The sequence below is a fragment of the Hymenobacter sp. BT18 genome, from assembly GCF_012273015.1.
In the GTDB taxonomy this organism is placed as follows: domain Bacteria; phylum Bacteroidota; class Bacteroidia; order Cytophagales; family Hymenobacteraceae; genus Hymenobacter; species Hymenobacter lutimineralis.
In genome coordinates, this window is the sequence record NZ_CP050954.1 from 3857273 (window position 1) to 3882789 (window position 25517).

At 60.3% G+C, this 25517-nt stretch carries 24 protein-coding genes; 12 read left to right on the top strand and 12 right to left on the bottom strand.

From position 1 onward, the window contains the following. Positions 1-61 precede the first annotated feature (61 nt). The 3 genes from rhuM to HER32_RS16585 all read right to left on the bottom strand — a co-directional run bounded on the left by rhuM (position 62) and on the right by HER32_RS16585 (position 3928). Entirely contained in the window at positions 62-1048 is a 987-nt protein-coding gene (rhuM, locus tag HER32_RS16575; RefSeq protein ID WP_168682665.1) for a virulence protein RhuM/Fic/DOC family protein, read from the bottom strand. 113 nt (positions 1049-1161) lie between these two features. Further along, on the bottom strand, positions 1162-2394 hold the full coding sequence (gene sbcD / locus HER32_RS16580; RefSeq protein ID WP_168682666.1) for an exonuclease subunit SbcD: 1233 nt from the start codon (positions 2392-2394) through the stop codon (positions 1162-1164). A 112-nt stretch (positions 2395-2506) separates the two neighbouring features. Continuing rightward, on the bottom strand, positions 2507-3928 hold the full coding sequence (locus tag HER32_RS16585; RefSeq protein WP_317169643.1) for an MBL fold metallo-hydrolase: 1422 nt from the start codon (positions 3926-3928) through the stop codon (positions 2507-2509). 175 nt (positions 3929-4103) lie between these two features. Here HER32_RS16585 and HER32_RS16590 point away from each other — a divergent pair, with 175 nt between their 5' ends. Then, positions 4104-4541: a MarR family winged helix-turn-helix transcriptional regulator gene (locus HER32_RS16590; protein WP_149071782.1), complete on the top strand. Its 438-nt coding sequence runs from the start codon at positions 4104-4106 to the stop codon at positions 4539-4541. Between the two features lie 64 nt (positions 4542-4605). Continuing rightward, positions 4606-5250: an NADPH-dependent F420 reductase gene (locus HER32_RS16595; protein ID WP_168682667.1), complete on the top strand. Its 645-nt coding sequence runs from the start codon at positions 4606-4608 to the stop codon at positions 5248-5250. An 89-nt stretch (positions 5251-5339) separates the two neighbouring features. On the opposite strand, the gene HER32_RS16600 is transcribed toward HER32_RS16595, so the two are convergent. Continuing rightward, positions 5340-5798, bottom strand: a complete 459-nt coding sequence (locus HER32_RS16600; protein WP_168682668.1) for a hypothetical protein — start codon at positions 5796-5798, stop codon at positions 5340-5342. A gap of 220 nt (positions 5799-6018) precedes the next feature. Here HER32_RS16600 and HER32_RS16605 point away from each other — a divergent pair, with 220 nt between their 5' ends. The 5 genes from HER32_RS16605 to HER32_RS16625 all read left to right on the top strand — a co-directional run bounded on the left by HER32_RS16605 (position 6019) and on the right by HER32_RS16625 (position 13373). Further along, positions 6019-7602, top strand: a complete 1584-nt coding sequence (locus HER32_RS16605; protein WP_168682669.1) for an amino acid permease — start codon at positions 6019-6021, stop codon at positions 7600-7602. A 162-nt stretch (positions 7603-7764) separates the two neighbouring features. Continuing rightward, on the top strand, positions 7765-9645 hold the full coding sequence (locus HER32_RS16610; RefSeq protein ID WP_168682670.1) for a sensor histidine kinase: 1881 nt from the start codon (positions 7765-7767) through the stop codon (positions 9643-9645). 315 nt (positions 9646-9960) lie between these two features. Further along, positions 9961-10212 (top strand): hypothetical protein, encoded by a 252-nt coding sequence (locus HER32_RS16615; RefSeq protein WP_168682671.1) that lies wholly within the window; start codon positions 9961-9963, stop codon positions 10210-10212. A gap of 139 nt (positions 10213-10351) precedes the next feature. Continuing rightward, positions 10352-12370, top strand: coding sequence for an RICIN domain-containing protein (locus tag HER32_RS16620; protein WP_168682672.1), 2019 nt, complete (start codon positions 10352-10354; stop codon positions 12368-12370). 85 nt (positions 12371-12455) lie between these two features. Further along, complete coding sequence (locus tag HER32_RS16625; protein ID WP_168682673.1) at positions 12456-13373, top strand: DUF6929 family protein; 918 nt, start codon at positions 12456-12458, stop codon at positions 13371-13373. Positions 13374-13575: 202 nt separating this feature from the next. On the opposite strand, the gene HER32_RS16630 is transcribed toward HER32_RS16625, so the two are convergent. The 8 genes from HER32_RS16630 to HER32_RS16665 form a co-directional block, all read right to left on the bottom strand. Then, positions 13576-14649, bottom strand: a complete 1074-nt coding sequence (locus tag HER32_RS16630) for a hypothetical protein (RefSeq protein ID WP_149071790.1) — start codon at positions 14647-14649, stop codon at positions 13576-13578. Further along, positions 14646-16316 carry an FAD-dependent oxidoreductase gene (locus HER32_RS16635; protein WP_168682674.1) on the bottom strand — a complete coding sequence of 557 codons (1671 nt, stop codon included), beginning with the start codon at positions 16314-16316 and terminating at the stop codon, positions 14646-14648. The genes HER32_RS16630 and HER32_RS16635 overlap by 4 nt, the downstream gene beginning before the upstream one ends. 76 nt (positions 16317-16392) lie before the next feature. Beyond that, positions 16393-17982 (bottom strand): polyamine aminopropyltransferase, encoded by a 1590-nt coding sequence (locus HER32_RS16640; RefSeq protein ID WP_168682675.1) that lies wholly within the window; start codon positions 17980-17982, stop codon positions 16393-16395. Beyond that, positions 17975-18190 carry a DUF350 domain-containing protein gene (locus HER32_RS16645; protein ID WP_149071793.1) on the bottom strand — a complete coding sequence of 72 codons (216 nt, stop codon included), beginning with the start codon at positions 18188-18190 and terminating at the stop codon, positions 17975-17977. Before HER32_RS16645 ends, HER32_RS16640 begins: the two co-directional genes overlap by 8 nt. Positions 18191-18207: 17 nt before the next feature. After that, positions 18208-18390, bottom strand: coding sequence for a hypothetical protein (locus tag HER32_RS16650; protein ID WP_168682676.1), 183 nt, complete (start codon positions 18388-18390; stop codon positions 18208-18210). Between the two features lie 20 nt (positions 18391-18410). Further along, on the bottom strand, positions 18411-19742 hold the full coding sequence (locus tag HER32_RS16655) for a DUF4178 domain-containing protein (protein WP_168682677.1): 1332 nt from the start codon (positions 19740-19742) through the stop codon (positions 18411-18413). Beyond that, a complete protein-coding gene (locus HER32_RS16660; protein ID WP_168682678.1) occupies positions 19739-20092 on the bottom strand; it encodes an S-adenosylmethionine decarboxylase family protein in 354 nt (117 codons plus the stop codon). Before HER32_RS16660 ends, HER32_RS16655 begins: the two co-directional genes overlap by 4 nt. 904 nt (positions 20093-20996) lie before the next feature. Then, positions 20997-21740: a helix-turn-helix transcriptional regulator gene (locus HER32_RS16665; RefSeq protein WP_168682679.1), complete on the bottom strand. Its 744-nt coding sequence runs from the start codon at positions 21738-21740 to the stop codon at positions 20997-20999. 260 nt (positions 21741-22000) lie between these two features. Here HER32_RS16665 and HER32_RS16670 point away from each other — a divergent pair, with 260 nt between their 5' ends. Genes HER32_RS16670 through dnaB form a run of 5 tightly spaced genes read left to right on the top strand, consistent with a single transcriptional unit; the run spans position 22001 to position 25502 of the window. After that, positions 22001-22273, top strand: coding sequence for a hypothetical protein (locus HER32_RS16670; protein WP_168682680.1), 273 nt, complete (start codon positions 22001-22003; stop codon positions 22271-22273). Between the two features lie 3 nt (positions 22274-22276). Next, entirely contained in the window at positions 22277-22588 is a 312-nt protein-coding gene (locus tag HER32_RS16675) for a helix-turn-helix domain-containing protein (RefSeq protein WP_168682681.1), read from the top strand. Between the two features lie 11 nt (positions 22589-22599). Beyond that, positions 22600-23166, top strand: a complete 567-nt coding sequence (locus tag HER32_RS16680; protein ID WP_168682682.1) for a hypothetical protein — start codon at positions 22600-22602, stop codon at positions 23164-23166. Between the two features lie 2 nt (positions 23167-23168). Further along, positions 23169-24095: a DUF1376 domain-containing protein gene (locus HER32_RS16685; RefSeq protein ID WP_168682683.1), complete on the top strand. Its 927-nt coding sequence runs from the start codon at positions 23169-23171 to the stop codon at positions 24093-24095. Positions 24096-24101: 6 nt separating this feature from the next. Then, positions 24102-25502: a replicative DNA helicase gene (gene dnaB / locus HER32_RS16690; RefSeq protein WP_168682684.1), complete on the top strand. Its 1401-nt coding sequence runs from the start codon at positions 24102-24104 to the stop codon at positions 25500-25502. The last annotated feature ends 15 nt before the right edge of the window (positions 25503-25517 follow it).

Here is a 25517-nt window from a genome sequence, read left to right on the forward strand (position 1 = left end):
CTTCATCTAGCGGACGCTGGGTGGAGCCTGACGTTTTTCTCGAAGATTACTCGTCTGAAACTCAGTTATCCTGGTTGATCAGGTTCACTACCAGTGTTACCATCGTGTCTTTGTCTTCGGGCTTGCTTTCCGCAATAAGCAGCGTAAGTGCGACCAAGGCGTTGTCGGCGAGGCGGCGGGAGCCGTCGGGGTGGTAGAGGCAGCGGTTTCGGTCGAGAAACCACACAAACAAGAAAGCCGCAATGCGCTTGTTACCATCCGAAAAGGAGTGGTTCTTCACCACGAAGTAAAGCAGGTTAGCCGCCTTTTCCTCCACGCTCGGGTATAGGTCTTCGCCGCCGAAGCTCTGGTAAATGCTGCGCACCGAGCTTTGAAAAGACGCATCTTTCTCGCGGCCGAACAGTACGCTGCCGCCAAACTGCTGACGCAGGCTGTGCACGGCTTCCAGGCCTGCTTCATAGGTTAGCTCAAAGGGCTCTTCCGTAGCAGTGCCGCGTACCTGCAGGCGCTGGTGGTCGTACTGGTCGAGCACGTCGAGGGCGCGGGCGTAGTCGCCCAGCACCCGCAGCAGCGCATCCGACTGGTCAGAGGTTAACTCCTGGTTGGTGGCTACTTCGCCTTGCAGCTGCACCAGCCGCTTGAGGTCGGCCAGCTGGCGGGCACTCTCACGCAGGCGCTGCTCGTTCAGCACGTAGCCCTGCACCAGATACTGGCGCAACACACCGGTAGCCCACTGCCGGAAGTGCGTCCCCCGCAGCGACTTCACCCGGTACCCGACCGATATAATCACGTCGAGGTTATAGTGCTTCACCCGGTAGTTTTTGCCATCGGCGGCAGTTGTCAAGGATTCCTTGACAACTGTTGTTTCAGCAAGCTCACCATCTCGGAAGGCGTTACGCGTGTGCAGGCTGACGTTTTGCTTGGTCGTATCAAACAGCTCCGCCATCTGGGCTTGCGTGAGCCATACGGTTTCGTTTTGCAGCTGCACTTCCAGCTGCGTTTCCCCGCTGGGTGATTGGTAAAGAAGGATATCAGAAGTAGCGGACATCTATAAAGTTGGCTAAGGTGATTGTCGAAAATAAAAAGTAAGCGCAGCCAAGCCGGCAACTAACAAGCTGATAACCGCTTGCCTGCTACAGGAACCGCACTGACTACGCCAGATTACATCTGCTCCAGCAGCTCGTCGAACGTGCGCAGCAACTCGGCGCGGCTGTCCTCCGGTTCGGCTTCGAGGCGCTGCTCAAATACTTCGCGCTCCGTGAAATCGTGCAGGCTCCGGGTGAGGGGCTCTTGCGTTTCGTCCTCCTCCTGGCCAAGGGCGCGTAGTTTCACTAAGCGGAAGTGGCGGCGGGCCAGCACTTCCAGCTGATGGCGGTCCAGGGCCTGAATAACCTTCAGCAGGGCATCGGCTACTTCCAGCTGCGTCAGCTCCGAGTGAATCTGCACATCGGCCCAGGCCGGCAGCAGAAACCCCGTGTTGTCGTAGGTGGTGAGTCCCAGCGTGACTTCCTCCAGGCTGCCATGAAACCGCACCAGGCGGCGGGCACCTGGTACCGGCAGGCTTTGCAGCTCGGCCAGCTTACCCTCCCGGAACTCCAGCAGCAGCACCTCTTTCGGGTGGTCGATTTCGGAAAATGAGAGCGGGATAGGCGAGCCGGAATACCGGATATGCTCGTTGCTGCCCACGCGCTGGGGGCGGTGAATGTGCCCTAGGGCTACGTAGTCGAAGATGCGGGGGAAGTGCTCGGCCGTGACCTGCCCCAGGTTACCCACGTGGATGGTGCGTTCCGAGTCGGAGGGGGCAGCACCGGCGGCGTACAGGTGCCCGGTGGCCAGCACGGGCAGGCCCATTTCCTTGAGCTGCCACACTTGCTCTACCTCGGCCAAGCGGGCGTAGTGGTCAGCAATGCCCTGCTTGATGCGGGCTTCGCGCTCCTCCGCCGTTTCGCCCGGCACGGAAAGGCGCACGTCCCGGTCGCGCAGAAAGGGCACGGCGCATACCACCAGGCCGGGTTTGCCGGCGGCATCGTCCAGCACCAGCACCTGATCCTCAAAGCAGTCGGGCACGCAGCCCACCACGTGCACGCGCAGGTGGCGCAGCAGCCGGGCCGGGGCATTGAGCGTGGCGGGGGAATCGTGGTTGCCGCCCACCACCACAATATCGCGGCAGCCCGTGCCGCGCATGTTCAGCAGGAAGGAATAGTACAGCTCCAGGGCTTGGTTGGAGGGCGAGCTGGTATCGAACACGTCACCGGCTACCACTAGCACGTCCACCCGTTGCGCGCGCACCGTTTCCACCAGCCAGTCCAGGAAATGGCGGTGCTCCTCGGTTCGTTCGTGGCCGCTGATAAAACGCTGACCCAGGTGCCAGTCGGCGGTGTGTAGTACGCGCATAGTCGGCAAAGATACAGCAGCTGCCTCTGGTTTCGCCCGTCTGGTGAAAAGCAAAAAGCCGGTCCGCAGGAGAATACCCGCAGACCGGCTCCAGTGCTGGTGTAGCTACCCGTTAGTGAACGGGTTGTGGCTGAAACGTGCTGATGGCCTCGCCCAGATCATACACGGGCACGGTGGCCGGTAGCGTGGCCTGCACAATGCTACTGCCCGCCGCCGAGCGGTAGCCGCCGGCGCAGTGAATCAGGACGGGCTTGTCGGTCGGAATTTCGTGGGCCCGCTCCCGCAGCTCAGGCAGCGGAATGAGCAGGCTGTTGTCGAAGACGGGCTGCTGGGCCTCGGTGCGGTTGCGGATATCCACGATGGTGAAGTCCTGGGGCTGGCGGCGCACGTGCTCCACGTCGGTGGCGGGGGAGGTGGCGGGCAGCTCCCGGGGCGTGAGCAGGGCGCCTTTGATGTTGCCCTCGTAGCCAATCTTAGCCGCTTTACGGATAACGGTGTCGAGGGCAATCTGCGAATCGGCAATCAGGTAGAACGGCTCTTGCGGGCCGACCACCGAGCCAAGCCAGGTTTCAAACTTGCCCCCATCCATGAGGTTGATGGCGCCTGGCAAATGGCCCACGCGGAACTGCGCGGCCGGCCGGGTGTCAATGAGTACAATGCCCGGCTCTAATGCCGCTCCCGCCTGCAGGCGCGGCACGGCCCGTACGCTGTCTTCGAAGGGCAGGGCGCCCTGCTTGTTCAGGAGCACGTCGTGGCCGAAGTACTTGGGTACAAATGGCTGATCTTCCAGCAGCACCCGGATAAACTCCTCCTCCGACATGGGCTGGAGGGCGTAGTTGGTTTTCACTTCCTTGCCGATGGTGCTGTCGAGGTCGGTGCTGGTAGTTTTGCCGCACAGCGAGCCAGGGCCGTGCGCCGGATACACCCGCGTAGTGGCGGGCAGCGTCATCAGCTTCTGGCGGGTGCTGTGGTAGAGCTGGGCCGCCAGCTTCTCGCGGCTGTGGCCACCTACCAGGTCGGCTTCGCGCAGGTCGGGGCGGCCTACGTCGCCCACAAACAGGGTGTCGCCGGTGAATACGGCGCGGTGCTGGGCAAACTCGTCGATGAGCAGGACGCTGATGGAGTCGGGCGAGTGACCAGGGGTATTGATGGCGTGCAGCTCCACCGAGCCGATGCAGATACGCTGTCCGTCGTCGAAAGTCTGGTGCGGGTACGTGGCTTTCAGCAGCTTGCTCACGTAAATGGTGCCACCGGTTTCCTGGGCTATTTCCAGGTGGCTGCTCACAAAGTCGGCGTGGGGGTGGGTTTCAATGATGGCTACGATCTTGGCATCGTGCTCATCGGCGAAATCGTAGTAGGGTTGGGGGTCGCGGGCCGGGTCGATAATGGCTACCTGGCGGCCGCTGCGGATGGCGTAGCTGGCGTGGGCTAGGCCTTTGTCGTAAAACTGCTGAATTTGTACCGAGGTGGTACTACTGGGCAGAGGACTCATGGAGTGTTGGATGTGGTGGATGGCCCGTGGCCGGCGAGGCATAGCTGGGGCATATGTTCAAATATAAGCAAGTGTGGTTTTGTTTGCACAGCCTAAACCTATTCCCGAGCAAAAGAAGGTGCTAGCATCCCCTCGACCTAAGAGACGGAAGAGGTCAAAAAATATTTTTTAATGGTTGTACATACAATTAATAAATGCCTGCTATCTTTGGCCTATAATGAACGACCAGAAGGATTCACCACACTGCAACTGTCTGTTCTTTTCGGCCAATGCTTTGGGTCGGTTGCTTACGGGCTTGGCCGATCAAGCATTCAGCACCACGGGCCTGGCTCCCAGCCTGGCTTTTGTCGTAATGAATGTCAACCGACAGCCCGGGATTCAGCCTTCGCAGTTGAGTGATATAATGAAGCTGACGCCTTCTACGGTTTCGCGGCTGGTAGAGAAGCTGGAATACCAGGGTTATCTGCGCCGCGAGGCGACGGGCCGCACCACTCAAGTGCAGCCCACCGATAAAGGACAAGCCATACAGCCGCAGTTGCAGGCTGCTTGGCGCAACCTCTATACCCGCTACTCTGATTTGATAGGAGTGGAAGCGGCCAAGCTGCTTACTCAACAGTCAAACGCAGCTATTCAAGCTCTGGAGAAAACGGAATAGTTTTTTGTTCTAAAACTTGTATGTACAACCAAACAAAAAATTTCACTCTTTTCCCTGTGTTCTCATGAAAATTGGAATTCTAGGTACCGGCGCTGTAGGACAGACGCTGGGTGCCAAACTACTCTCCTTAGGCCACGAAGTGATGTTGGGCGCACGCCAAGCGGGCAACGAAAAGGCCATAACTTGGGTGCAGCAGCATGGTGGTAACGCGAGCGAAGGAGCCTTCGAAGATGCTGCCCAATTTGGGGAGCTACTGATCGTGGCTACGCTGGGCACGGGCACCGTGGCCGCCGTAACGCAGGCTGGTGCAGCAAATGCGGCTGGCAAACCTGTTATTGACCTGACCAACCCGCTGGACTTTTCCCAGGGAATGCCTCCGCAGCTGTTCGTAGGGCTTACCGACTCGTTGGGGGAGCAGGTACAGCGGGCTTTGCCGGGGGCCTACGTGGTGAAGACCTTGAATCTGGTCAACGTAGCCCAGATGATAGACCCAGCCTCGGCTAATGGGGGCGGGGAGCCAACGATGTTTTTATGTGGAGACAATGCAGCGGCCAAACAACAGGTAACGGCGGTGCTACAGCAACTGGGCTGGCGCCGTATTACCGATCTGGGTGGTATCAAGGAAGCACGCGCTACTGAGCCTTTTGTCCTCCTGTGGGTGCGCTACGGTATTGTTCACAATACTTGGACACACGCCCTGACGTTCTAAAAAACTCTACTAAGCCTAGTACGCAAAACCCCTCCGATCCTTGTGGTTCGGAGGGGTTTTGCACGATTGAGGATAGGCGCACCCCTTGGCTACGATTGCGTTTTGCTCTTGGTCTTGCCCGCTTTCATTTTCTCCCGGCGCTGCTGTTGCTGCTCGTCACGGAGCTGGGCGTATTTAATATGCTGCTCAGAGGTCAGCACGGCCTTCAGTTGCGTGTCGTATTTCTCCTTGGCTGCCTTCAGTTCGGGCAGGGCTGCCCGGCGGTCAGTGCTGGTGGCATACTTCGTGCGGATAGCCTCGTTTTCTTGGCTTTGCGCCAGCAGGATGCCTTGTACTCTCGTGGCCTGCTCGGTGGAGAGAGCAAGCTCCCGGGTGAGGCGCTCCGTCATTCGCTGCGCCCGTAGCTCCGGGGTCAGGCGGCCGTGGTCCTGCCCACGGCCACCAGGGTAGCTGTTTTGAGCGGCGGGGGTGGGCGTGGAGGTGGTTTGCGCGGAGGCGGCCGCCACTGTGAGGGCCAGGGTGGTCAGCAAAACAAGCATCTTTTTCATGGAAGCGGAGTCTGTGGTTAGGTTTGTTGGCCGGTTAGAAGGCCCCGGCGCTGCCGGGTTTAATCCAGCCGGTCCGAAAATCCGGCTACTGGGCCTGCTCAAGTACAAAGCAGTCGGGGGAAACGGCTATATTCGGGCCATCTAGCCGTTTGCAGACGGCTTTTTCTGCTGATTTCATCATCTCTCACTCACCTCTTCTCTTTCTTTTCTCTTCTTTTCTATGGCAAATATTTTCGCCAAAAAGCCGCTGGCCATTCTGTTGGGCGAGGCCAACTCCTCCGGGGAAGGCACGCTGAAACGGACGCTGGGAGCGGCCAACCTGGTAGCCCTCGGCGTAGGCGCCATCATCGGGGCCGGCTTGTTTGTACGCACCGCCGCGGCTGCGGCGCAGGCATCGGGTCCGGGCGTCACGCTGGCTTTCATTGTCGCCGCTATTGGCTGCGCCTTTGCCGGGCTGTGCTACGCCGAGTTTGCGGCCATGATTCCCATTGCCGGCTCGGCCTACACCTACGCCTACACCACCATGGGCGAGTTTGTAGCTTGGGTTATCGGCTGGGCGCTTATTATGGAATATGCCCTGGGCGCCGCTACGGTGGCTATTGCCTGGAGTGAGTACCTGAACAAGCTCTTACAGGTCTTTGGCACCAGTATACCCTACGCCTGGAGCCATTCTCCGCTGGAGAGTGCCGCCGTAAATGGCGTAATGGAGCACGGCATCATCAACCTGCCCGCCCTTTTCATCATTGTGATGCTGAGCTTGCTGCTGATTAAAGGCACGCAGGAATCGGCTACGTTCAACTCCATTATTGTTGTGGTAAAGGTGGCGATTGTGCTGATCTTTATTGCCGTGGGCTGGCAGTTCATCGACCCCGTCAACCACACACCTTACCTGATTCCTGAAAATGCCGAGCCCGTGAAAAACGCGGCGGGCGAAGTGGTACGCTCCTACGAGGCCTGGAACAAGCACGGCTGGGGTGGTATCCTGGGCGGGGCAGCCATTGTATTCTTCGCCTTCATTGGCTTCGACGCTGTGTCGACGGCAGCGCAGGAAGCCAAAAACCCCAAGCGGGATATGCCCATCGGCATCCTTGGTTCGCTGGCGGTGTGCACCGTGCTGTATATCCTGTTTGGCCACGTGCTGACTGGCGTTGCCAGCTGGCGCGAGTTTGCCGACCCGGCCAAGGGCGGCGAGGCTTCGGTAGCGTATGCCATTAAAGAGCACATGCCCGGTTTCGAGTGGCTGAGCACGGCCGTGACGGTGGCCATCTTGGCGGGTTTCTCCTCGGTTATTCTAGTAATGTTGATGGGGCAAAGCCGCGTGTTCTTCTCCATGGCCAACGACGGGCTTATGCCGAAGGCCTTTTCGGAGCTGCACCCCAAGTTTCACACGCCTTACAAGTCGAACCTGGCCCTGCTGGTGTTCGTGGGGGCCTTCGCGGCTTTCGTGCCCGGCTCCCTGGCGGGTGATTTGACCTCGTTTGGCACCCTGCTGGCGTTTGTGCTGGTAAGCATTGGCGTCTGGCTCATGCGCCGCTCCGACCCCAACCAGCCCCGGCCGTTCCGTTCCCCGCTTTCATCGGCCAGCTTCCCGCTCGTGCCTATTCTGGGCGCCGTTATCTGCCTGGGCATGATTGCAGCCCTCGACTACAACACGCTCAAACTAGCATTTATCTGGATGCTGCTGGGCTTTGTGGTGTATTTCCTCTACGGCAAGCGTAACTCCAAGCTGCAGCAGGGCATTGTGGTAGTGCCCACCGAGATGGAGGAGCAAGCCTTAATCGAGCCCGATGTGAACAACAAGTAACCGCTTGGGGCGCTGCCCCGCAATAAAAGCCCCGGCCAAATCTTTGGTCGGGGCTTTTTTATGGTTGCTACCCAGCGGCGGCGTTGAATTTATTTGATCTGCGCCCGGGATTAGTGTGCAAGCAGGCGGAATAGTACATTGATGCAGATTTGACCTTTTCCCTTGAAAATCCTGCCCGTCCTTTTTGTACTGCTCCTGAGCGGGGTTGTGCGTGCCGGGGCCCAAAGGCTGAGTGCCCGCACCGACAGCCTGCAGCAACTCCTGGCCAAGTCCCGGCCCGATACCAATCGGGTGCGCCTGCTCACGCTGCTGGCTTGGAACCGCACCGACGATAATCCCCTGCTGGCCGTAGAATACGGCCAGCAAAGCCTGGCGCTGGCCCGCCAGCTGTCCTTCAAGCCGGGCGAGTGCCGGGCCCTGCTGATGATGGGCTGGGCCTTTCTGCGCAGCGGCAACTACCCCACGGCTGTGCAAACCCATCTGCAGGCCCGCAAGCTCGCCGAGTCTATTTCCTACCAGGGCGGTATTGTGCACGCCGATAATGGCCTGGGATATGCCCACCTCGAGCAGGGAAACTACGCCCTGGCCCTGCGCTATTTCTTTCGGGCTACGGCCCTGGCGCAGAAAATCCACGACGATGTGCTGCTGACGCCTATACCCGGTAATATTGGCTACGCCTACCTGCAAACCAACCAGCTCGACTCGGCCCTCTACTATACCCAGTGGGGCTATGCCCTCGACCAGCGGTTGCACGACTGGCACAGCGAAATCGGCGACTTATCTATTCTGGGCGACATCAAGGCCCGGCAGAACGACGAAGCCGCTGCTCGGGCTTTCTACCAGAAGTCCATTACCCGGGCCCAGGGCATGCCGGTTTCGTATGCCCTCTGCCGGTCGTACCTGGGGCTGGCTCGTTTGGCGCGCACCCGCGGGCAGATAAATCTGGCTAGCACCTACGCGCAACAAGCCCTGCAGGCCAGCAAGAAGGGGGGGTACGCCAAAGGCGTGTCGGAGGCCAGTAGCTACCTGGCCGCCATTTACGCAGCCCAGGGCAACAGCACCCAGGCCTACACCTTCCTGGCGGCTGCCAGCACCATTCGCGACAGTTTATTCAGCCAGGCGAAAGTGATGCAGGTGCAGGCACTCAACTTTAGCGAGCAGCTGCGGCAGCTGGAGCTCGGTGAGCAGCGCAAGCGGGCCCAGGTCGAGCTGCGTCAGCGTCTGTTGCAGGCTGCCTTGGCCGGGGTGCTGCTGCTGGCGGGGCTGGGGTACCTGCTCATCAGCCGCCGGCACCTGCGCCGGGAAGTAGAGTTTGCGGCAGAGCGGCAGCGCCTGATTCGGCAGCGCGCCGTAGCGGTGCTGGCTGCCGAAGAAAAAGAGCGCCAGCGCGTGGGAGCCGAGCTGCACGACGGGGTAGGCCAGCTACTCAGTGCTACCAAAATGAATCTGCTGGCCCTGGAACACCGGGTGGACCTGGTAACCGCCACCCACCGGGAGCTGTTTGCCAACGCGTTGCAGTATCTGGACGAATCGGTGCGCGAGGTGCGCAGCATTTCCCATAACCTGCTGCCAACGGCTCTGCTGCAAGCCGGCCTGATGCCAGCCGTAAAGAACTTGCTTAGCAATATCGCCAAGATTGATAGTCAGCTGCAGGTGCGCATGCAGGTATTTGGGGTAGAGCAAGGCCGACTGGATGTACTGGTGGAGGCCGTTCTGTTCCGGGCTATCCAAGAAGCCATCCAGAATATTCTAAAGCACGCCCAGGCCACCGAGATTGAAGTGCAACTCATCCAGACGGAGCAGGAACTGACGGTGATGATAGAAGATAATGGTGTCGGCTACAACGTGGCGGCCACCAGTCATCTGGCCGGCGTGGGGCTGCAGAACATTAGTACCCGGATGGCTTACCTGGGCGGCCGTGCTGATTTTGACACGGTACCCGGCCGCGGCACCACCGTAACGCTGGTAGTACCCACCCAGCAAAGCAAAGGCCATCAACGCGAGGTTCCCGTTCACGAAGTGGGCGCAAATGCAGCCAGCTAGGGAAGTACCTCTTGCGCAAAGGGGCGGCCGCCTGATACGCATGGAAATAAGGAAGCTGTAAGAGGTTTATTGACAAGGCATAAAATAGCCAACGAGTGGTATGCTTTTTCTGCTTCGGGAGTGGCAGCTGAAAGCCCTATGCAGTTCCGGCAGGTACCTGGGCATTAGAAATTTTCCCGCATTTCTCTGCCAAAAAGAGGTATATATACTTAGATGAATTAAAAAAATATTGATTTATATTAGCATTGTTCCAAAAGCAGCCGGCCCCTGGGTATTCGGCAGCGGCCTCTCATCCACACCTATTTCTGCTCTGTTATGGCCTCGAAAATTCTGTCTTTCCTTTGCCATGTGCCTGGGCTTACACCCGGCGCCTTTCCCTCGGTACCCGCACCTAAGTCGGCCGCCGAGCACCCGTCCCGCCGCTCTGGCACCCAACTACCGGCCGCCGGCCCGGTACACCGCAGCTCCACGGCCGGAGGCCACTTTGCCGCTATTTATGAGAATGAGCGGTTTGTACGCTTTAAGTACATGCAGGAACTGGGCGGCGAAACCCCGCTTCCCGGGTAAGCCGGCGCCTTTTATTCTCAGCGGCAAACGGGCCATTACGCTTCGCTTTGAAGGGAATGGCCCGTTTGCTTAAGCCAGGGTTTGACCGCGGCGCAGGGAAATCGGCTAACTTGGGGCCGATAATCAGGTTTGTGTGCACATGATTCGATTGATAGGCAGCCTGCTGGTTTGGCTCAGCGCGGTAACCGCAGCGTGGGCGCAGGCGGCACCCTTAGGCCCGGCCAGCAACGTCTGGTATGGGGTAGTATCGCGTAGCAGTGGTCGGGCCCTGGATATTGCCAGTGCCTCGCCCGAAAATGGCAGCCGGGGTGTTCAGTGGGAATTTACCCAGGCGCAAAGTCAGCAGTGGCGCTTTACGCCCGTTACGGCCAACAGCAGCTACTACCGCATAGAAGCCCGGCACAGCGGCAAAGCCCTGACGCTAGAGGGACCTGGAGATAACGCCGCCGTCGTGCAGCAGCCTTGGTCGGGGAGCTTATACCAGCAATGGCGCATAGTGGCGGCCGGGCCCGCAGGTTCATTTCAGCTGGTGTGCCGCGGTAACGACTTCAGCCTGGCGCTGGCCGCCGCCGATAAAGCCAACGCCACCCCAGTAGTGGGCCAGCGGGCCCTGGGCCGCGCCAGCCAGCAGTGGTGGCTGTTTCCGCTGAAGCTGACCGTAGCCACGGATCAAACCGCGTTGGGCGCGCCTCAGGCATTGGGCGCAGGCGTGAACAGCGCAGGCAATGAGCTGCAGCCGGTGCTCACCCCGGACGGCCTGACCCTGTATTTCGCCCGCAACCGTTTCGCCGGCAATACCGAGGGCAACACCGAATCGGCCGATATATGGGTAAGCCGCTCCACCGATGGGGGCGAAACCTGGGGGCTGGCGCAAAGGCTGGATGTGCTGAATACTCCGCAAAACAACGGCGTAATGGCCCTTGTGGAAAGCGGCAAAGCCGTGCTGGTGCGGGGGCGCTACGAGCGGGACGGCAGCTTCCGCGACGACGGCGTGTCGCGCGCCCCGCTGGCGGGCAAGCAGGCCCTCAAGCCCGAGCCCCTCGAAATCAGCAACTACTACTCCAACGGCACCTCCACCACCTTTTTCGCCCCGGCCGATGAGAAAGTGCTGCTGCTTTCCCTGGAGCGCCCCGATGCCTACGGGGCCAACGACCTATACGTGAGCCTGCCCGCCGGCAATGGAACCTGGGGGGAGCCCCGCAACCTGGGCAACGTTATCAACTCGCCCGGCTTCGAGTTTGCACCCTGGCTCACGCCCGATGGCCGCACGCTGTATTTCGCCTCGTATGGCCATGCCGGCTACGGCAGCTCAGATATTTTCGTGAGTCACCGCCTTGATGACTCCTGGACGGCTTGGAGTGCGCCCCAAAACCTGGGCCCTGGCATCAACGGCCCCGGCTTCGAGGCCTATTTCCTGTTGACGCCCGATGGCAAGCAGGCGTATTTCGCCAAGGCCCGCACCCCCAACGGGCCGGCCGACATCGTCCGCACGCAAGTTGGGGTGGTGCCCCCGCCCGACAGTACTTCCGTAGCGCCGCCCGCCCCGGAATTGGCGCGTGCTACGCTTACCGGCCGCGTATTGGATGCCAAAACCCGCAAGCCCATTACCGCCGCCATCAGAGCCGAGCGGCTGGATGGCCCCACGGCCGTGCTGGTGCAGGCCCGCAGTGAAGCCAACGGTGGCACGTTTCAGCTGTTGGTGCCCGCCGGGCGCTACCGGGTAGCCGCCACCGCCGGCGGCTTTCTAACGGCTACCGATACGCTTACCCTGACCACCAACCAAACCCGCGACTTTCTGGTAATGCCCGCCAGCGTAGGCTCTAGGTTAGAGCTGCCTACCCTCATTTTCGCCCAAGGGAAATACACGATGCTGCCCGCCTCCTTTACGGAACTGAACCGCTTGGCCGGGACGCTGCTGGATAACCCTACGGTGAATATCCGGCTGGAAGGTCACACGGATAATGTGGGCAATGCCGCCCTGAACGTGAAGCTCTCCGAGGAGCGGGTGCAGGAAGTGAAACGCTATTTGGTGCGGCGGGGCGTGGCCGAAAACCGGATCAGCACCATCGGCTACGGGGGCTCCAAGCCACGGGCCAGCAACGAGCGGGAAGAAACCCGGCGCCTGAACCGGCGCGTAGAATTCACGATTGTGAAATAGCAGACAACGTATAGCCTTAGCCCGACTGCCTATTGTGTCGGGCTATACAGCCTTTTCCTGCTTAAGTCCCTCTTTTCTACGACTGATGCGTGCTACCATTCTTCAGGAAATTTCGTTGCCCGACTTGCCTTCCGCCTCGGGGGTTGAAATAATTGGCGACGTTGCCTACGTCATCGGCGACGATTCCCCTTTTCTCTACCAACTCGCCTCCGCTTCGCTGACTGCCGGTGCAAGGCTTACCCTGTTTGAAACGGCGCACTTCAGCACCGGGCGCATCCCCAAGGAAATAAAGTTGGACCTGGAATGCCTCACGGCGCTGACCACCCCGGCGGGGGAAGCAGGACTTCTCGTGCTGGGCTCGGGAGCTACGGTAGCCCGTGAGCAGGGGTTCTGGGTGCCGTTACCGGGAGCATCGGGGGCAACCGCCAGCGTTTATCCACTCTCGTTAAGTGGTTTATATGCGGCCCTACGCCGGGAACTTCCAACGGGCATCAGCCTGAACTTAGAAGCCGCCGCCGCTAGCGCTACTGAGTTGCTGTTGTTCCAGCGGACCGTTGGCTCAGCCGCGGGTAATCTGCTGTTTCGGATGCCGCTGGCCGCTACCCTGGACTATTTACAGCACCGCGCCACTCAGTTACCCGACATCCAACGGCAGCACTACTTGCTTCCTTCTATTGACGGAAAACCTGCGGGTTTCTCAGGCGGCACTTGGTTCGCAAACCGATTATTTATAACGGCCTCGGTGGAAGATACCCAGGATGCCGTTCTCGACGGAGCTGTTTTAGGCTCGTTTGTAGGCATCCTCGACCTGACGAACAGAAGTGCGGACCCTCTGCCGCTGGTCTTGGCAAAACTACAGTTGCCTGATGGCATACCCTACCGGGGCAAAGTGGAAAGTGTGGCCGTACGTCGTCGGATTGCTGAGAATCGGTACGAACTGGTACTAGTAACGGATGATGATGCCGGGGGCTCTACGGCGGTGCTGGTAGAAATACAGCTGTAGGCAGAGCGCCGCCACAAGGGGTGAGCGGCTACGGGCACTACCGCACCATCTACTCACCCGAGTATGGCGTCGTTGTCGAAGCTCTGGCTGCCGCAGTTTCAGGGCCCTTAGCTGATGTAGCCTGGCGCCGCGTTAAACACAAAACCTTATGGCTGAAGGTTTATCTGTTTGAATTTAAAGAACTTGCCGTTGTTTGGATGCTTCAGGAGTTACGCCGCCAGATAAAGCCGTCCAGCACATAGTGGGTAGCTTGTGGCAGCGCCAATAAGGGCACCAGCAGGCTGAGGGCCAACGAATCGGACACGGGGGGCAGCTGCTGAAAAAGGCCGAACGCTCCCGCATGCTCGCGCCACACCAGGCCGTCCCAGATGCCTTCTTCCAGGTAAGCCAGCCCAAACAATAGTCCCAGCGCTAGGGCTATACCGTAGCGGCGCTGCCACCAGCTTTGGGCCCTGGCAGGCGTGTGGGAGGCTGGCTGGCTGGTAGCCCAGATAAGCGCTAGGTACGGAATGCCGTGTGCCACCACATTGAGCAGGGTGAAAGCCAGGTCGCCGTTGAAGAGCACGATACCGACGTACCACGAAGCCGCCGTACCCAATAGCAGCAGATTGCGCGGCCGGTTGAATTGCCGGGTGTGGTGCCACCGGCGGATTTCCTTCACCAGATACGCTACCAGCAACGCGACATACAGCGCGGTCAGTAGCCCGCGCGCCGCTGGCCAGTCGTACTGCACAAAGTCGCTGGTCACAAACCAGTTGAAGTTACGGGGGGGCGACAGATGCCACCAAAGCAACGGGTAAAGCGTGGCCGCATACACCAGCACCGTATCGAGGCGGCGGCTGAAGAGTGAAGTGGTTTCGTGGCGGGAATAGAGGCGCAGGAATCCGTACTGCTGCCGTACGAAATGGAAAACGGCCGCGTATGCCAGCACCCGCCAAAACCACAACCCCGCCACCCAATGCAGTGCCACGCCTGTTGCGTAGCAGGTCAGTGGCACCAACCAGAGCAGCGTACGGAAGCGCCGCCGCCGTACCGGGTCGAAGTAGGTGCGAAACAGGGTGCTGTAAACGTGGGCCACGTCAATAAACACTACCAGGATTACCCAGGCCCACACAGGCATCTGGGCAGACGTGCGAAAAACGGGCGGCACGAGCACCACGGCCAGCAATGCCAGAAACGGCGGCCCCAGAATCCAGAGCCCATCAAACGCCGCCGACCGAATCCAGGGCTGGCGGCTGGCAGCTGGGGCTTTAGGTGTCAGGAGGGCTGATTTCATACGGCAGCTAGCATTTCGCGGGTGGCGCGTAGCCCTTGGTAGAAGGCTTCCTCGAAGATAGACATGCCACTGTAATCGGAGTGAGCAAAGAAAATGCGTTGCCGCAAAGGCTGAGCGAGAGCAGCCCGTTCGGGGCCCCACAGGAAACCCGGAATAGGCGCAACCATGCCGTGACCCCATACCCAGACTTCCACGCGCTGCACGTAAGGAGTAGCGCCAGGGTGCAGGTGCTCCAGCTCGGCCAGAACGCGGGGCAGCCACTCGGCGTAGGTGGTCTGGTAGGCTTGGCGGCGCGCCACATCAGGCGGCGCGTCGGAAAGAGGCCAGTATACCGTAATTACCTTGGGCCCGTCGGCGGAAAGGCTGAGGTGCTGATGATTAGCATTCACATAGCCCACCGAAGCTCCCCCATAGCCTACATTGTCCCAGCTCAATGGCTGGCCGGGGCCCTGCGGCAATCCAGTAACGGTGAGGTTGGCTACCAACCATGGCGCATGATGCAGTGGCTGTGCGGGGTGCACGGCGCCCTGTACGCCGGCCAGTAAGCGTTGCGCCACAAACTGTGGAACGGCCAGCAGTACCTGCCGTGCCCGAATGCGCACGGTGCGCTGAGCTGCTGCATTGTAGGCCAGCACTTCTACCCCTGTCGGCGTTTCCTGCAGCTGGCAGGCCACGATGCGCGATAAAATAGTGCCCTGGCCCTGCTGGCGGAGCTGTTCAACCAAAAAACCATTGCCTTCCGGCCACGCTAGCACATCGGCGGCGGTGGCATTGTGGGCGCGACCTTTGCGGGCGGCGAAGTAGTGCAGCCCTGCCCACGCCGACACCTGCGCCGCCGTGGCCCCGTAGTCGTCCCGGCAGCTGTAGTCGAGGTACCAGCGCAAGTAAGGCGACGTGAAGCCTTCCTGATCGAGGTAGGCGGCAAAGCTTTGCTGGTCAAGGCGGCGGAACTGCGCATCGGTGGAGGAGTGGTCGAGCGGAATGGCAAAGGCGTCGCGTCCGTCGGTGCCCCGGGCCTGCTTCAACTCGCCAATAAGCTGGAAGAAACGCGCAATCTGAGCCCGGTCGGCGGCCGGGACGCCCACCTCCGGTACTAGTCCCTGTTGCCAGTGGCCATTCAGCAGCAGCCGTTCTTCGGGGTCGTGGCAAAGGTGGTACTCATTGTAGATGGGTAGGCCGGAAGTACCATCGAAGCCCGTAACCACCCCCGATTCTCGAAGAAAACCCAGTAAGTCGTGGTTGCGCGCATCGGGTACGGGCAGGTAATGAGCGCCCCACGGGTAGGCCGAAACCTGATTCTGGCCGCTGGCTGCGTTGCCACCGGTCCGGGCTTCCAGCTCCAGTAGTAGCGGCTCGTGGCCGTGCCGGGCTAGCTCGCGCCGGGCCGCTAAGCCGGCCACGCCGCCGCCCACAATCAGGAGGTCAGTGCTTAGCTCCTGGCTGGGAGCAGGCAAGCGGCCGGGCGTCCGCAGCAAGTGCCCCACGGCATGGTCGGCACCCCGCAAGCCGCCCTGGATGTGGTTGGTGGCGGAGCCGGCCGGGCTGCAGCTTTCCAACAGCACACCTGGCCCCAGCACCAGCCCCGCCACCCCCACGCCCGTTCGTGCCAGGAATTCCCGACGGCTAGGGTTAGTTAGGCTGGACGAGGGGGAGGGCTTGGGCGGCATCGTATAAGAAGGTAATCTGAAAAGGCTGCCCTGCCGGGGCGCAGCCAAAGTATGACGGAACTATCTAGCAGTCTGATCAGTGCACGTAGGGGCCCCAGTCTTCCTCAAAATAACGCACCAAGGCCTGATTATTGAGCTGGTTGATATCGGTGGGCACTTCGGCCATATCGGGCGGAAAGTCCAGCATCTGGCGGATGGTGACGGGCGTGACGTAGCGCAGGTCGCGCGGCAGCGGCCCGGCATTGGGGCGCCAGTGGCCGTTTTCGCCGGCCAGCACGAAGCCCCATTCGCCAAATGACGGCACGTAGCAGTGGTACGGAATGGTGTGGAACCCAGCGGCCTGCAGCGTATGCGCAACACACCAAAACGACTGCCGCGCCACGTATGGCGAGGTACTCTGCACCACCAGTTTGCCACCTGGGGCTAGCAGCCGGTGCAGCTCCTGGTAAAATGCCGCTGAGTACAACTTGCCAATAGAATAGTTGGCCGGGTCCGGGAAATCCACAATCAGGCAGTCGTAGCGGGTCGTATCCTGGCGTACCCATTGGTAGGCGTCGCCGTTGATAACCTGCACCTTCGGGTTGAAAAAGGAGCGTTGGTTGAGGGAAGTGAGCAGCTGGTTTTGCTTGAACAGCTCAGTCATGCCCGCGTCGAGGTCTACCAGCCGAATCTGCTGCAGCTGCGGGTATTTCAGCAGCTCGCGCACGGCCAGCCCGTCGCCGCCGCCCAGCACCAGCACGCGGCGCGCATGCGGGAGAGCCTGCATGGCAGGGTGTACCAGGGCTTCGTGGTAGCGGTACTCGTCCTGGGAGCTAAACTGCAGGTTGCCGTTCAGGAACAGGCGCAGCTCGCGCTGGTTTTTGGTGAGTACAATACGCTGGTAGATGGTGCTTTTGGCATAAATCACCTGGTCCTGAAAAGCCAGCGTTTCGGTATAGCGCTGGATGCGGCCGGCGTAGCCAAACGTAACAGCCAAGGCCAGCAGCGCCGCGCCCATCAGGCTGGCGAAGGCCCGACGGTAGGGCCGGGTTTCCGGAAAGCGGTACAGCGCCACGGCAGCCACTACCACGTTCAGGGTTCCAAACAGGAGCGAAGTCCGCATCAGGCCCAACTGGGGTACCAGCACCAGTGGGAAAATGAGGGAAGCCAGCAGCGCCCCAATGTAATCGACAGTGAAAACTTTGGAGACCAGGTCTTTGAACTCGAAGCGGTTTTCCAGAATCCGCATCAGTAGCGGAATTTCCAGTCCCACCAAGATGCCCGTCAGGCCCACTAGCGCATACAGAATCAGGCGGAAAGAGGCCACGTACTCGAACAACACGAAAAGCAGCGGCGCTGAAAAGCCACCAACTAGGCCCACCAGAATTTCGAGCCAGATAAACCATTTCAGCAGCGGCCCGCCCAAGTAGCGCGACAGCCACGATCCTACCCCCATCGAGAACAGGTAGGCCCCGATGATCGTGGAAAACTGCGTGACCGAGTCGCCGAGCAGATAGGAGGCCAGCGTGCCCGCAATCAGCTCGTAAATCAGCCCGCAGGTGGCAATAACAAACACCGACCCCAGCAGCAGCACCGACTGGGCTTCCTGCCGCGCCGCGCCGCGCCTGGCCCGCTCCGGTGTGCCGGGTGAAGCAGGCGCCGGAGCTTCGGCGGCGGCATTAGCCATGAATAGCGGAGCTGATAATCAGAGCCACGGCAATCATGAAAGCGGCCGCCACAATAGCCAGGGCGGTGTTGTGCTCTTCCACGATTTCCTTCCAGAGCATGCGGGGGGTGAGCTTTTCGATGATAATGAACGACACGACCAGAATCACGATGCCCAGCACCGAGTAGATGATGGAGGCAGCAATGAGCTTAAAGTTGAGGTATTCCATACGAGTGGGGAAATTCACTATTTATGATAGAAGCGGGCGTGGCCGCTCCGTGCCGTAGACGTGCGGGCACCTTCCGGATTTTCGTTGTCGTCGCCGAGCAGGCGCCGGCCTTGGAGGCCAGCCCACACAAACACGCCGTAGGCGAAGAGCGCCACCAGCACGTAATAGCGGATGGAAAGTAAGGAGCGCAGATAATTCATGCAGCGGTGCTGTTTGAGAGCTAAGATTCGTCTTGAGGACCGTAGTTGCTGTTGGCCCAGCGGTTATGCTCGTGCGAGTGGCGACGCAGGTACTGAATGACGGGGTACACCGCCAGCAGCAGCAGCAGTACCACCGCATTCGACTGCAGCGGCGTGTGCTGGCTGACGCCGAGATGCAGGGGCAGGTCCTGGCCGTTTTCGGAGACGGGGTAAAGCGTAAGATGATACCTGCCCGTTGGAATGTTTGCCAGCGTGGCATCCTGGTCCTGCGAGCCTTCACTCCAGCTTTCGCCGTCTTCCACGCCCGAGTAATACTCCAGGCTTTTCGTGAATTCGTAGCGCTGGCCGGTGCGCTCGTTCACCAGCGTCACGGGCACCTCCAGCCACTGGTTGGCCAGCGACGATGTTAGCGCAAACTGCAGTGCCGCCGGCCCCTCTATCTCAAACGCCTTCGAAACCAGCACCCGGTTGCTGCCCGCGGCCACTGCCTCCGCGTTGGCGCCGGTCGGCACAGTTTCGCGGCCGGTAGAGAAGTCCTGCAGTAGTACCTGTTTTTCGGGTTTGATGAACAGGAGCGCCAACTGCGTAATAATCACCAGCAGTGCCATGTTCAGGCTGAATGAACGCAGCGCCGGCCACGAATTCTGAGCCGGCGCCGGCTGGATGGCGCCCACCCCCGTGCGGAAGGGCATGCGTTGGTTGGGCACCTGAAAACCTTCGGCTACTTCCGAGGGCTCTATGTGCAGGGCTCTGTACCAGTGCGCGGCCTGGTGGCCCTGCTTCTCGCGCACCAGCATGTGGGGCGGTGCAATGTATTCGGTGACGGTGAGCTTACTGTCCTCATGGATTTCCCAGTCAAACTCACCTTCTGCATAGAGCGTAACCGGCGAGTAAGAGTTGTAGATGTCGTAGCTGGTATCCTCATCGAGGATTTGGGCCCCGCGGCTGGTGGCTCGTCCAGAAACTTTGTAATCACGGCCGGCAGGGCCCACCAGCATCCAATGGCCCTCGTACATGGCCAGTTGAGCTTGAATACCGGTTTCCTCGTGGCGCAGCATGTATTCGTGCCACTGGTAGATAGCCTGCTTTTCCTTGCGCAGCATCCAGCCCAGCACGCGGTACTGCTGCCCGCGCAGCGTACCCACGGCCCCTAACGGGAGCACTGGCTTCTGATTACCCTCAAATTTGCCCAGGCTTACCGGCGCGTTGTCGTCCTCCGCTTTGAAATAGGCGTGGCAAGCAGGGCATACAAAAAAGGTGCTGTTCTCCTGGTCGAAGTACGGCACTTGGTGGTGGCATTTCGGGCAGGGCACATGGGCCGGGGCAGCGGAGGTAGCGGGTACATGGCTCATCGGCGCACTTCGGTTTTACTTTGCTCGACTCCGCCGAAAAAGTCCAGCGTGGCGGCATACAACTCCCGTGCCCGGTCGGCATTGTCGCGGCGGTAGTTAGATAGAAACACGTCGAAGGTGGCCTGCCCATGCTCCGGCCAGGTATGAATGCTCAGGTGTGACTCAGTGAGGCCAATAACGGCCGTGAACGAGCCATTGGGAAACGTGTGGTACACTTCACCCACCTTGGTCAGACCCAGTGCGGCAATCTGCTCATCGAAGAAGCGCTGGCAGGCCGCCGCATTGGTCAGCACACCGGCGGGGGCAGCAAAAGTGGCCAGCACGTGCAGGCCCGGCGAATAAACAGACATTCAGGATACCACAGCTACAATAGAGAGGCCGCCCGCATGAGCCGACTGGCACCCGACAATATTACACTGATGCCGGCCAACCACGCAATGACCGGGAGTGTATTTGTTCAGCTATCCAGCGTCCGGCCGAGCGGCCAGCACCCTCAAACAAGGATTTTCACCTGGGCCGTTACCTTTCCGCCCCAACGCATTTGCCCAAGCCGCTTTCCTAGGAAAATTATCCGAATTGAAGACGATTTTCTCGGCTAATGAGCTGTTTTCGAAAGTATTTACTGCGGCACCCAGATGCAGCAGATTATAGAAAATTTCAGCTGTTATATACAATCGGGGCGGATTTGCCGGCAGCCATAGCCGCCGAATGCGGACAACTGCAACTGAATGTTATGAACCCGATGGTCGGCTTTGCGCTGTTCACGAGTGGCTCCTATGAGACCAATGCCTGCCGTACCCTGCGCGAAAATTTCATAGCAGGTAGCACGGCTAATGCCCAGCGCAGAGAAAAAACATCGTCACGCAGGTCAACCCTGTGCTGGGTTACGAAGGCTCGGTCAGAATTGTAAATTATACCGTAATAATCAGTTTATGAATGAAATGTGTTGCTATAACAGAGCTGCAACTGCTGGCCCAAGCTTAGTGAAATGAGACCTGCACACGCAAGAACTTGGTCCACCTCGACTTTATTTAGTTTCCTAGATCCAGGGTACAGTAAAAAAGCTCTTAGCGTAAACCAAGAGCTTCTTTATTGTACCCGGAGCCGGGGTAGCCTCGGGCCTCAAAACCGAGATACTAACCCGTTGATTTACTGCGAGTATCTTCTGAATTACGTTAAGTCATTTTCAAATAGGTGGCGTACCAGGTGGCGTAAGGTCTTTACATCCATTTTTTACCCGCCACCGGGTGGCGTTTACTGCAGCCGGTACTGCTCGCTTGAACGGCTGCCAATGCGGTCCATCATTTCCACGAGTCGGCCGCGCACGTCGCTCGAATCCCGGGCCATAACTTCCAGCAGCCCCGCCACCCGATCAAACGCTTCTTCCCGGTTGGCCGGTACCCGCGTCGTCAGAATCCCGCGCACCTCCCAGATTTCCCAGATGGTTTCGCGTGGGATAAGGTGCGGCGAGAAGTAGGAGTTATCCGACAGTAGCTCCACTTCCTGGTCATTTTCGCTGATGGGGCGGGGAATGCGCTTTACCATCACCGAGTCCTCCGTGACCACCACGTACACGTGGCGGGGCTTAACCATGCGCCAGTCGTCCATGCAGCGCGCAATGACCACGTCGCTGGTCCACAACGTCGGCTCCATGCTCGAGCCTTCCACTTCAAAGGCCCGGTGCGACTTGCCCGAGAACTGCGGCAGGGCCAACAGCTCCAGGTCCATTTCCTGCAGCACCTGAGGCTTTTCCCGCGACAGCTGGTAGCCGGCCTGAGCAGGAGTAGGCACGAGCATAATGCCCTCGTCGCCGGCCATGTTCAGCGTGACCACCGCCGGGGCATTCGGTCCCCCGTGGCGGTAGCTGTGCTTGGCCGCAGCCGGCTCCTTCTCAACTGCTGATACTGGTTCTTCCTGGTCTTCCAGCGCCGTTTTCAGCATCTCGCCCTCACCAAGTAACAGCCAGCCGGGGTTGATTTCCGGGTAGGTCTCCAGCACCTCTACCAGCGTATCGAACCCGGGCTTGAACTTGTGTCCAATAAAGTTGTATAGTTTCGTTGGGCGGTCATGTCCAAGTTTCTTTGCAGCGCCGTACACAGAGTCGCCATAATGCTCTATTATCGCCGATAGACGGTCACCAATCTGCTTTTGCTCTTCCATTATGCTGCTCGGTGCTATTAAAACTTATTTGCTAGGTCAAACTTATTTTTGTAAACTTGTTTGCCTTTAAGACCAAAGATAAACAAATAGCAAACAAAATGGAACATGTAGCAAAGAAAATTTCAGAGCAGCGTCACCTGTTCGGCAAGCGCAGCAATTACACGGCCCGCATCCTGGCCAACTTGGAAGCCAAGGGCAAAGTGTTCACGCGCCAGCAGGTCTACAATGTGGTGTCCGGGCGCTACTTCAACCTAGACGTGGCCGAGGCCTTTTTCGAGGAGCTGGAGGCCGAGTTAAAGCGCCGCGCCGACCTCGAAGCCCTGGCCAACCGCCAGATTCCCACTTCCAACCGCGCGCAGATGCCTGCTTAAGCTATGCAAGTAGCCCTGCTAGTCCCCGAACAGGAGTGGCGGCAGCTGCTCTCCGACGTGCAGCGCCTCAAGGAAACCGAGGCTGCCCCCAAACTCCCCGCGGCTGCGCCCGCCCCGCCCGACCGCATCCTCACGGTGCGCGAGGCTGCCCACTACATGCGCCTCAAGCCCGAGGGCGTGCGCAACGCCCGCCGCGCCGGCCGCCTTACTGGCTTGCGTCTCAACGAAAAGGAGTGGGGCTTCCGCCAGTCGGAGCTCGACCGCTACCTGTCCCGCTACAACCGCCGACCGCTCGACGCACCCTCCGCCGGCTAACCGCCCCTGTCATGTCTCTGCTATTCTCCATTGTTGGGCCCGACGCCACGTCGGCCCGCTCGCTTATTCGTGTCCACAAAGCTCGGGTCCGCTACCAGCAGCTTACCTGCGAGTTCACCGAGCAGCGGGCCGACGACACCCCGCCCCGGGCCTTTTCCCTTACCTGCCAGGAGCTCGTGCACCCCGACTTGCTTCACCGCCTGGCCCACTTGGTGCCGCACCTGTGCCTGCTTACCGAGCAGCTAACCGAAACCCCCGACTACTGGCCCGGCGACGAAGCCGAGCCCCTGCCCGCGCACTTCAGCGCTTTCACGGTCGTTGGCTTTACCATCGGCAACGGTGGGGGAGGCGTCACGCTCGTTGGCCAGCGCCAGCTCGCCGGCGGCAAGGTGCTCAACCTCACGTCCCCTTACGTGGCCTTTCACGACGAGCAGGCCGGCTACGCCTACGCCGGCCTGCTGGAAAGTACCCTGGAGCAAGCCCTGCAGGAAGTGGAAGCGGCCCTGCGCGGCAAGTGCACCGACTACCGCCAGCTCGATTTGTTCGCCCCGCCGGCCTCCCCTTTGCGCATCTGCTAAGCATGAAAGCCCCCGCGTTTCTGTTCTACACGGGTGACTTTCTCAGCTCGCCCGACGTGCAGCTGATGGAAGCCCACGAGGTGGGGGCCTACTGCCTGCTGCTGTTCAACTCCTGGCAGTCCGACCACCCTGGCTACCTTCCCGCCGACGAAGGGCGCCTGCGCCGCACCGCCCGCCTCTCCGTCGCGCAGTGGGCCGAAAGCCGCGAGCTGCTGCTCAGCAAGTTTCCCGCGGTGCCCCACGACCCCACGCTGCGCTACAATCCGCGGCTGCTCAAGGAAGCCGAAAAGCAGCGCCACCACCGCGAGCTGAAGTCCCTGGCCGGCCAGGCCTCCGCCGCGAAGCGCGCCGCCCAGCCAACATCCGCTGCCCGTAACGCAACACCTGTTCAACCGCTGTTGCCCTCCCGCACTGCATCGACCGTCTCGCAAACCTTACAAGCAACAGCCGCACCTGATAAGTCAACACCTGTTACCTCTCTCGCCGGCACTTGTTCCGAAACAGCCCAACAGCCGCCCAACCTTTCAATTTCACTTTCAACCCTCTCTCCACTACGTTCCGAGAGGGCGGCAGGGGCCGCCGCGCGCACGCCCAAACCGGGAAATAAGTTGTCAGGTACTTCGGTTCAGAAGAAGGGCACGGCGACCAAGTCGGAAGTTCCGCCCGCACTAGCAGCTGTGCAGGACTATGCGGCCGCGCAACATCCGGCAAGTCCCGGGGCGGGGGAGGAGGCTGCGGCTTTTTTCGACCACTTCCAAAGCAATGGCTGGCGCGTGGGCGGCAAAACCCCCATGGTTGATTGGCGCGCCGCTTTTCGCAATTGGATGCGCCGCCGTGCCCACTTCCAGGCGCCCGCTGGCACTGCGCCAGCTACGCCCACCCGGGCCCGCACCGCCCCCAAAGCTGCCGATCCTTCCCGCTGGAGCTAACCCGCTATGCCTGCCACTTCCAAGACTCTTCCAGCATCCGCGCTGCCTGCTGAGCAGCCCAACAGTGAGGCCCTGCACGATCTAGCGCTAGAAGCCGCCGTGCTCGGGGCAGCCCTGCTCGAAATGCCCGTGCAGCGCACCCTGCTGACTACCCTGCCCGATGAGCAGGTTTTCTTTTCCTTCGCTCACCAGCAAGTGTACCTGGCTATCCGCGACCTGACGCAGGCCGGCCTGCACGCCGACCTGCTCACCGTCGTCCAGCAGCTGCGCACCCGCGGCACCCTCCGCCGGGTCGGCGGCCCGGCCTTTGTCGTTGGCCTGACGCAGAAAATCAACTCCGCCGCCCACTTCGAAACGCACTGCCGCATCCTGCAGCAGCACCACGCCCGCCGCGTTGTTATCCGCGCCGGCACCGAGCTGGCGGCCTACGCCCACGACCCCAGCCGCGACCCCCTGGAGTTGCTCAGCACGGCCCAGTCTCACCTAACCGGCCTGCACCGGGCCCTCGAAACCCGCCCCGGCCAAACCGCCGCCGCTGCCTTCGACACTACCTTTGAGCACCTGGCCCAGGCCGTGCAGCAGCCCGGTGGCCTTACCGGCATTCCCACCGGCCTCGCTCAGCTCGACGGCCTGACCGGTGGTTGGCAGCCCTCCGACCTCATCATCCTGGCCGCGCGGCCGGCTATGGGCAAAACGGCTGCTCTGCTGCACTTTGCCCGCACCGCTGCTCTCGACCACGGTTACCCTACCGCCATCTTCTCGCTTGAAATGCCCACCCTGCAACTCATGCAGCGCCTTATTGCCAGTGAAGTACCGGGCTACAGCAATTCCGACCTGCGCCGGGGCCACTTACCCGGCGGCTTAGCCCAGGTTGCCCACGTGCAAACCCAGGCCCAGCGCCTGCGCACCCACGGCCACCTGCTTCACCTCGACGACACGCCTGGCCTGAGCCTGCAGCAGCTGCGCGCCAAGTGTGCCCGTCTCCACGCCCAGCAGCCGCTGGGTCTGGTGCTGGTCGACTACCTGCAGCTCATGCGCGGCGACACCCGCGGCAACCGCGAGCAGGAAATCAGCAGCATCAGCCGCGGTCTGAAGCAGCTGGCCAAGGAACTTAATGCCCCAGTCATTGCCCTGTCCCAGCTCAGCCGCGATGTGGAGAAGCGGGGAGGGGAGAAGCGACCTATCCTTTCGGATTTGCGGGAGTCCGGCAGCCTGGAGCAGGACGCCGATTGCATCATCTTTCTGTGGCGCGGCGAGTACTATAACATCGCCGAATACCAGGACGGCACGCCTACCCGGGACACTGTCTTGTTTGATGTTGCTAAGCATCGCAATGGCCCCACCGACGAATTGATTGCTGGATGTATACTTCGACGGGGACTGTTTAAAGATTTACTCAGCACTTAGTAAGTCAGGGGTTGT

Excerpts from the sequence above, each read along its gene's own strand:
- rhuM (WP_168682665.1), bottom strand. The coding sequence starts at position 1,048 with ATGTCCGCTACTTCTGATATCCTTCTTTACCAATCACCCAGCGGGGAA.
- sbcD (WP_168682666.1), bottom strand. The coding sequence starts at position 2,394 with ATGCGCGTACTACACACCGCCGACTGGCACCTGGGTCAGCGTTTTATC.
- HER32_RS16585 (WP_317169643.1), bottom strand. The coding sequence starts at position 3,928 with ATGCCTCGCCGGCCACGGGCCATCCACCACATCCAACACTCCATGAGT.
- HER32_RS16590 (WP_149071782.1), top strand. The coding sequence starts at position 4,104 with ATGAACGACCAGAAGGATTCACCACACTGCAACTGTCTGTTCTTTTCG.
- HER32_RS16595 (WP_168682667.1), top strand. The coding sequence starts at position 4,606 with ATGAAAATTGGAATTCTAGGTACCGGCGCTGTAGGACAGACGCTGGGT.
- HER32_RS16600 (WP_168682668.1), bottom strand. The coding sequence starts at position 5,798 with ATGAAAAAGATGCTTGTTTTGCTGACCACCCTGGCCCTCACAGTGGCG.
- HER32_RS16605 (WP_168682669.1), top strand. The coding sequence starts at position 6,019 with ATGGCAAATATTTTCGCCAAAAAGCCGCTGGCCATTCTGTTGGGCGAG.
- HER32_RS16615 (WP_168682671.1), top strand. The coding sequence starts at position 9,961 with ATGGCCTCGAAAATTCTGTCTTTCCTTTGCCATGTGCCTGGGCTTACA.
- HER32_RS16620 (WP_168682672.1), top strand. The coding sequence starts at position 10,352 with ATGATTCGATTGATAGGCAGCCTGCTGGTTTGGCTCAGCGCGGTAACC.
- HER32_RS16625 (WP_168682673.1), top strand. The coding sequence starts at position 12,456 with ATGCGTGCTACCATTCTTCAGGAAATTTCGTTGCCCGACTTGCCTTCC.
- HER32_RS16630 (WP_149071790.1), bottom strand. The coding sequence starts at position 14,649 with ATGAAATCAGCCCTCCTGACACCTAAAGCCCCAGCTGCCAGCCGCCAG.
- HER32_RS16635 (WP_168682674.1), bottom strand. The coding sequence starts at position 16,316 with ATGCCGCCCAAGCCCTCCCCCTCGTCCAGCCTAACTAACCCTAGCCGT.
- HER32_RS16640 (WP_168682675.1), bottom strand. The coding sequence starts at position 17,982 with ATGGCTAATGCCGCCGCCGAAGCTCCGGCGCCTGCTTCACCCGGCACA.
- HER32_RS16645 (WP_149071793.1), bottom strand. The coding sequence starts at position 18,190 with ATGGAATACCTCAACTTTAAGCTCATTGCTGCCTCCATCATCTACTCG.
- HER32_RS16650 (WP_168682676.1), bottom strand. The coding sequence starts at position 18,390 with ATGAATTATCTGCGCTCCTTACTTTCCATCCGCTATTACGTGCTGGTG.
- HER32_RS16655 (WP_168682677.1), bottom strand. The coding sequence starts at position 19,742 with ATGAGCCATGTACCCGCTACCTCCGCTGCCCCGGCCCATGTGCCCTGC.
- HER32_RS16660 (WP_168682678.1), bottom strand. The coding sequence starts at position 20,092 with ATGTCTGTTTATTCGCCGGGCCTGCACGTGCTGGCCACTTTTGCTGCC.
- HER32_RS16670 (WP_168682680.1), top strand. The coding sequence starts at position 22,001 with ATGGAACATGTAGCAAAGAAAATTTCAGAGCAGCGTCACCTGTTCGGC.
- HER32_RS16675 (WP_168682681.1), top strand. The coding sequence starts at position 22,277 with ATGCAAGTAGCCCTGCTAGTCCCCGAACAGGAGTGGCGGCAGCTGCTC.
- HER32_RS16680 (WP_168682682.1), top strand. The coding sequence starts at position 22,600 with ATGTCTCTGCTATTCTCCATTGTTGGGCCCGACGCCACGTCGGCCCGC.
- HER32_RS16685 (WP_168682683.1), top strand. The coding sequence starts at position 23,169 with ATGAAAGCCCCCGCGTTTCTGTTCTACACGGGTGACTTTCTCAGCTCG.
- dnaB (WP_168682684.1), top strand. The coding sequence starts at position 24,102 with ATGCCTGCCACTTCCAAGACTCTTCCAGCATCCGCGCTGCCTGCTGAG.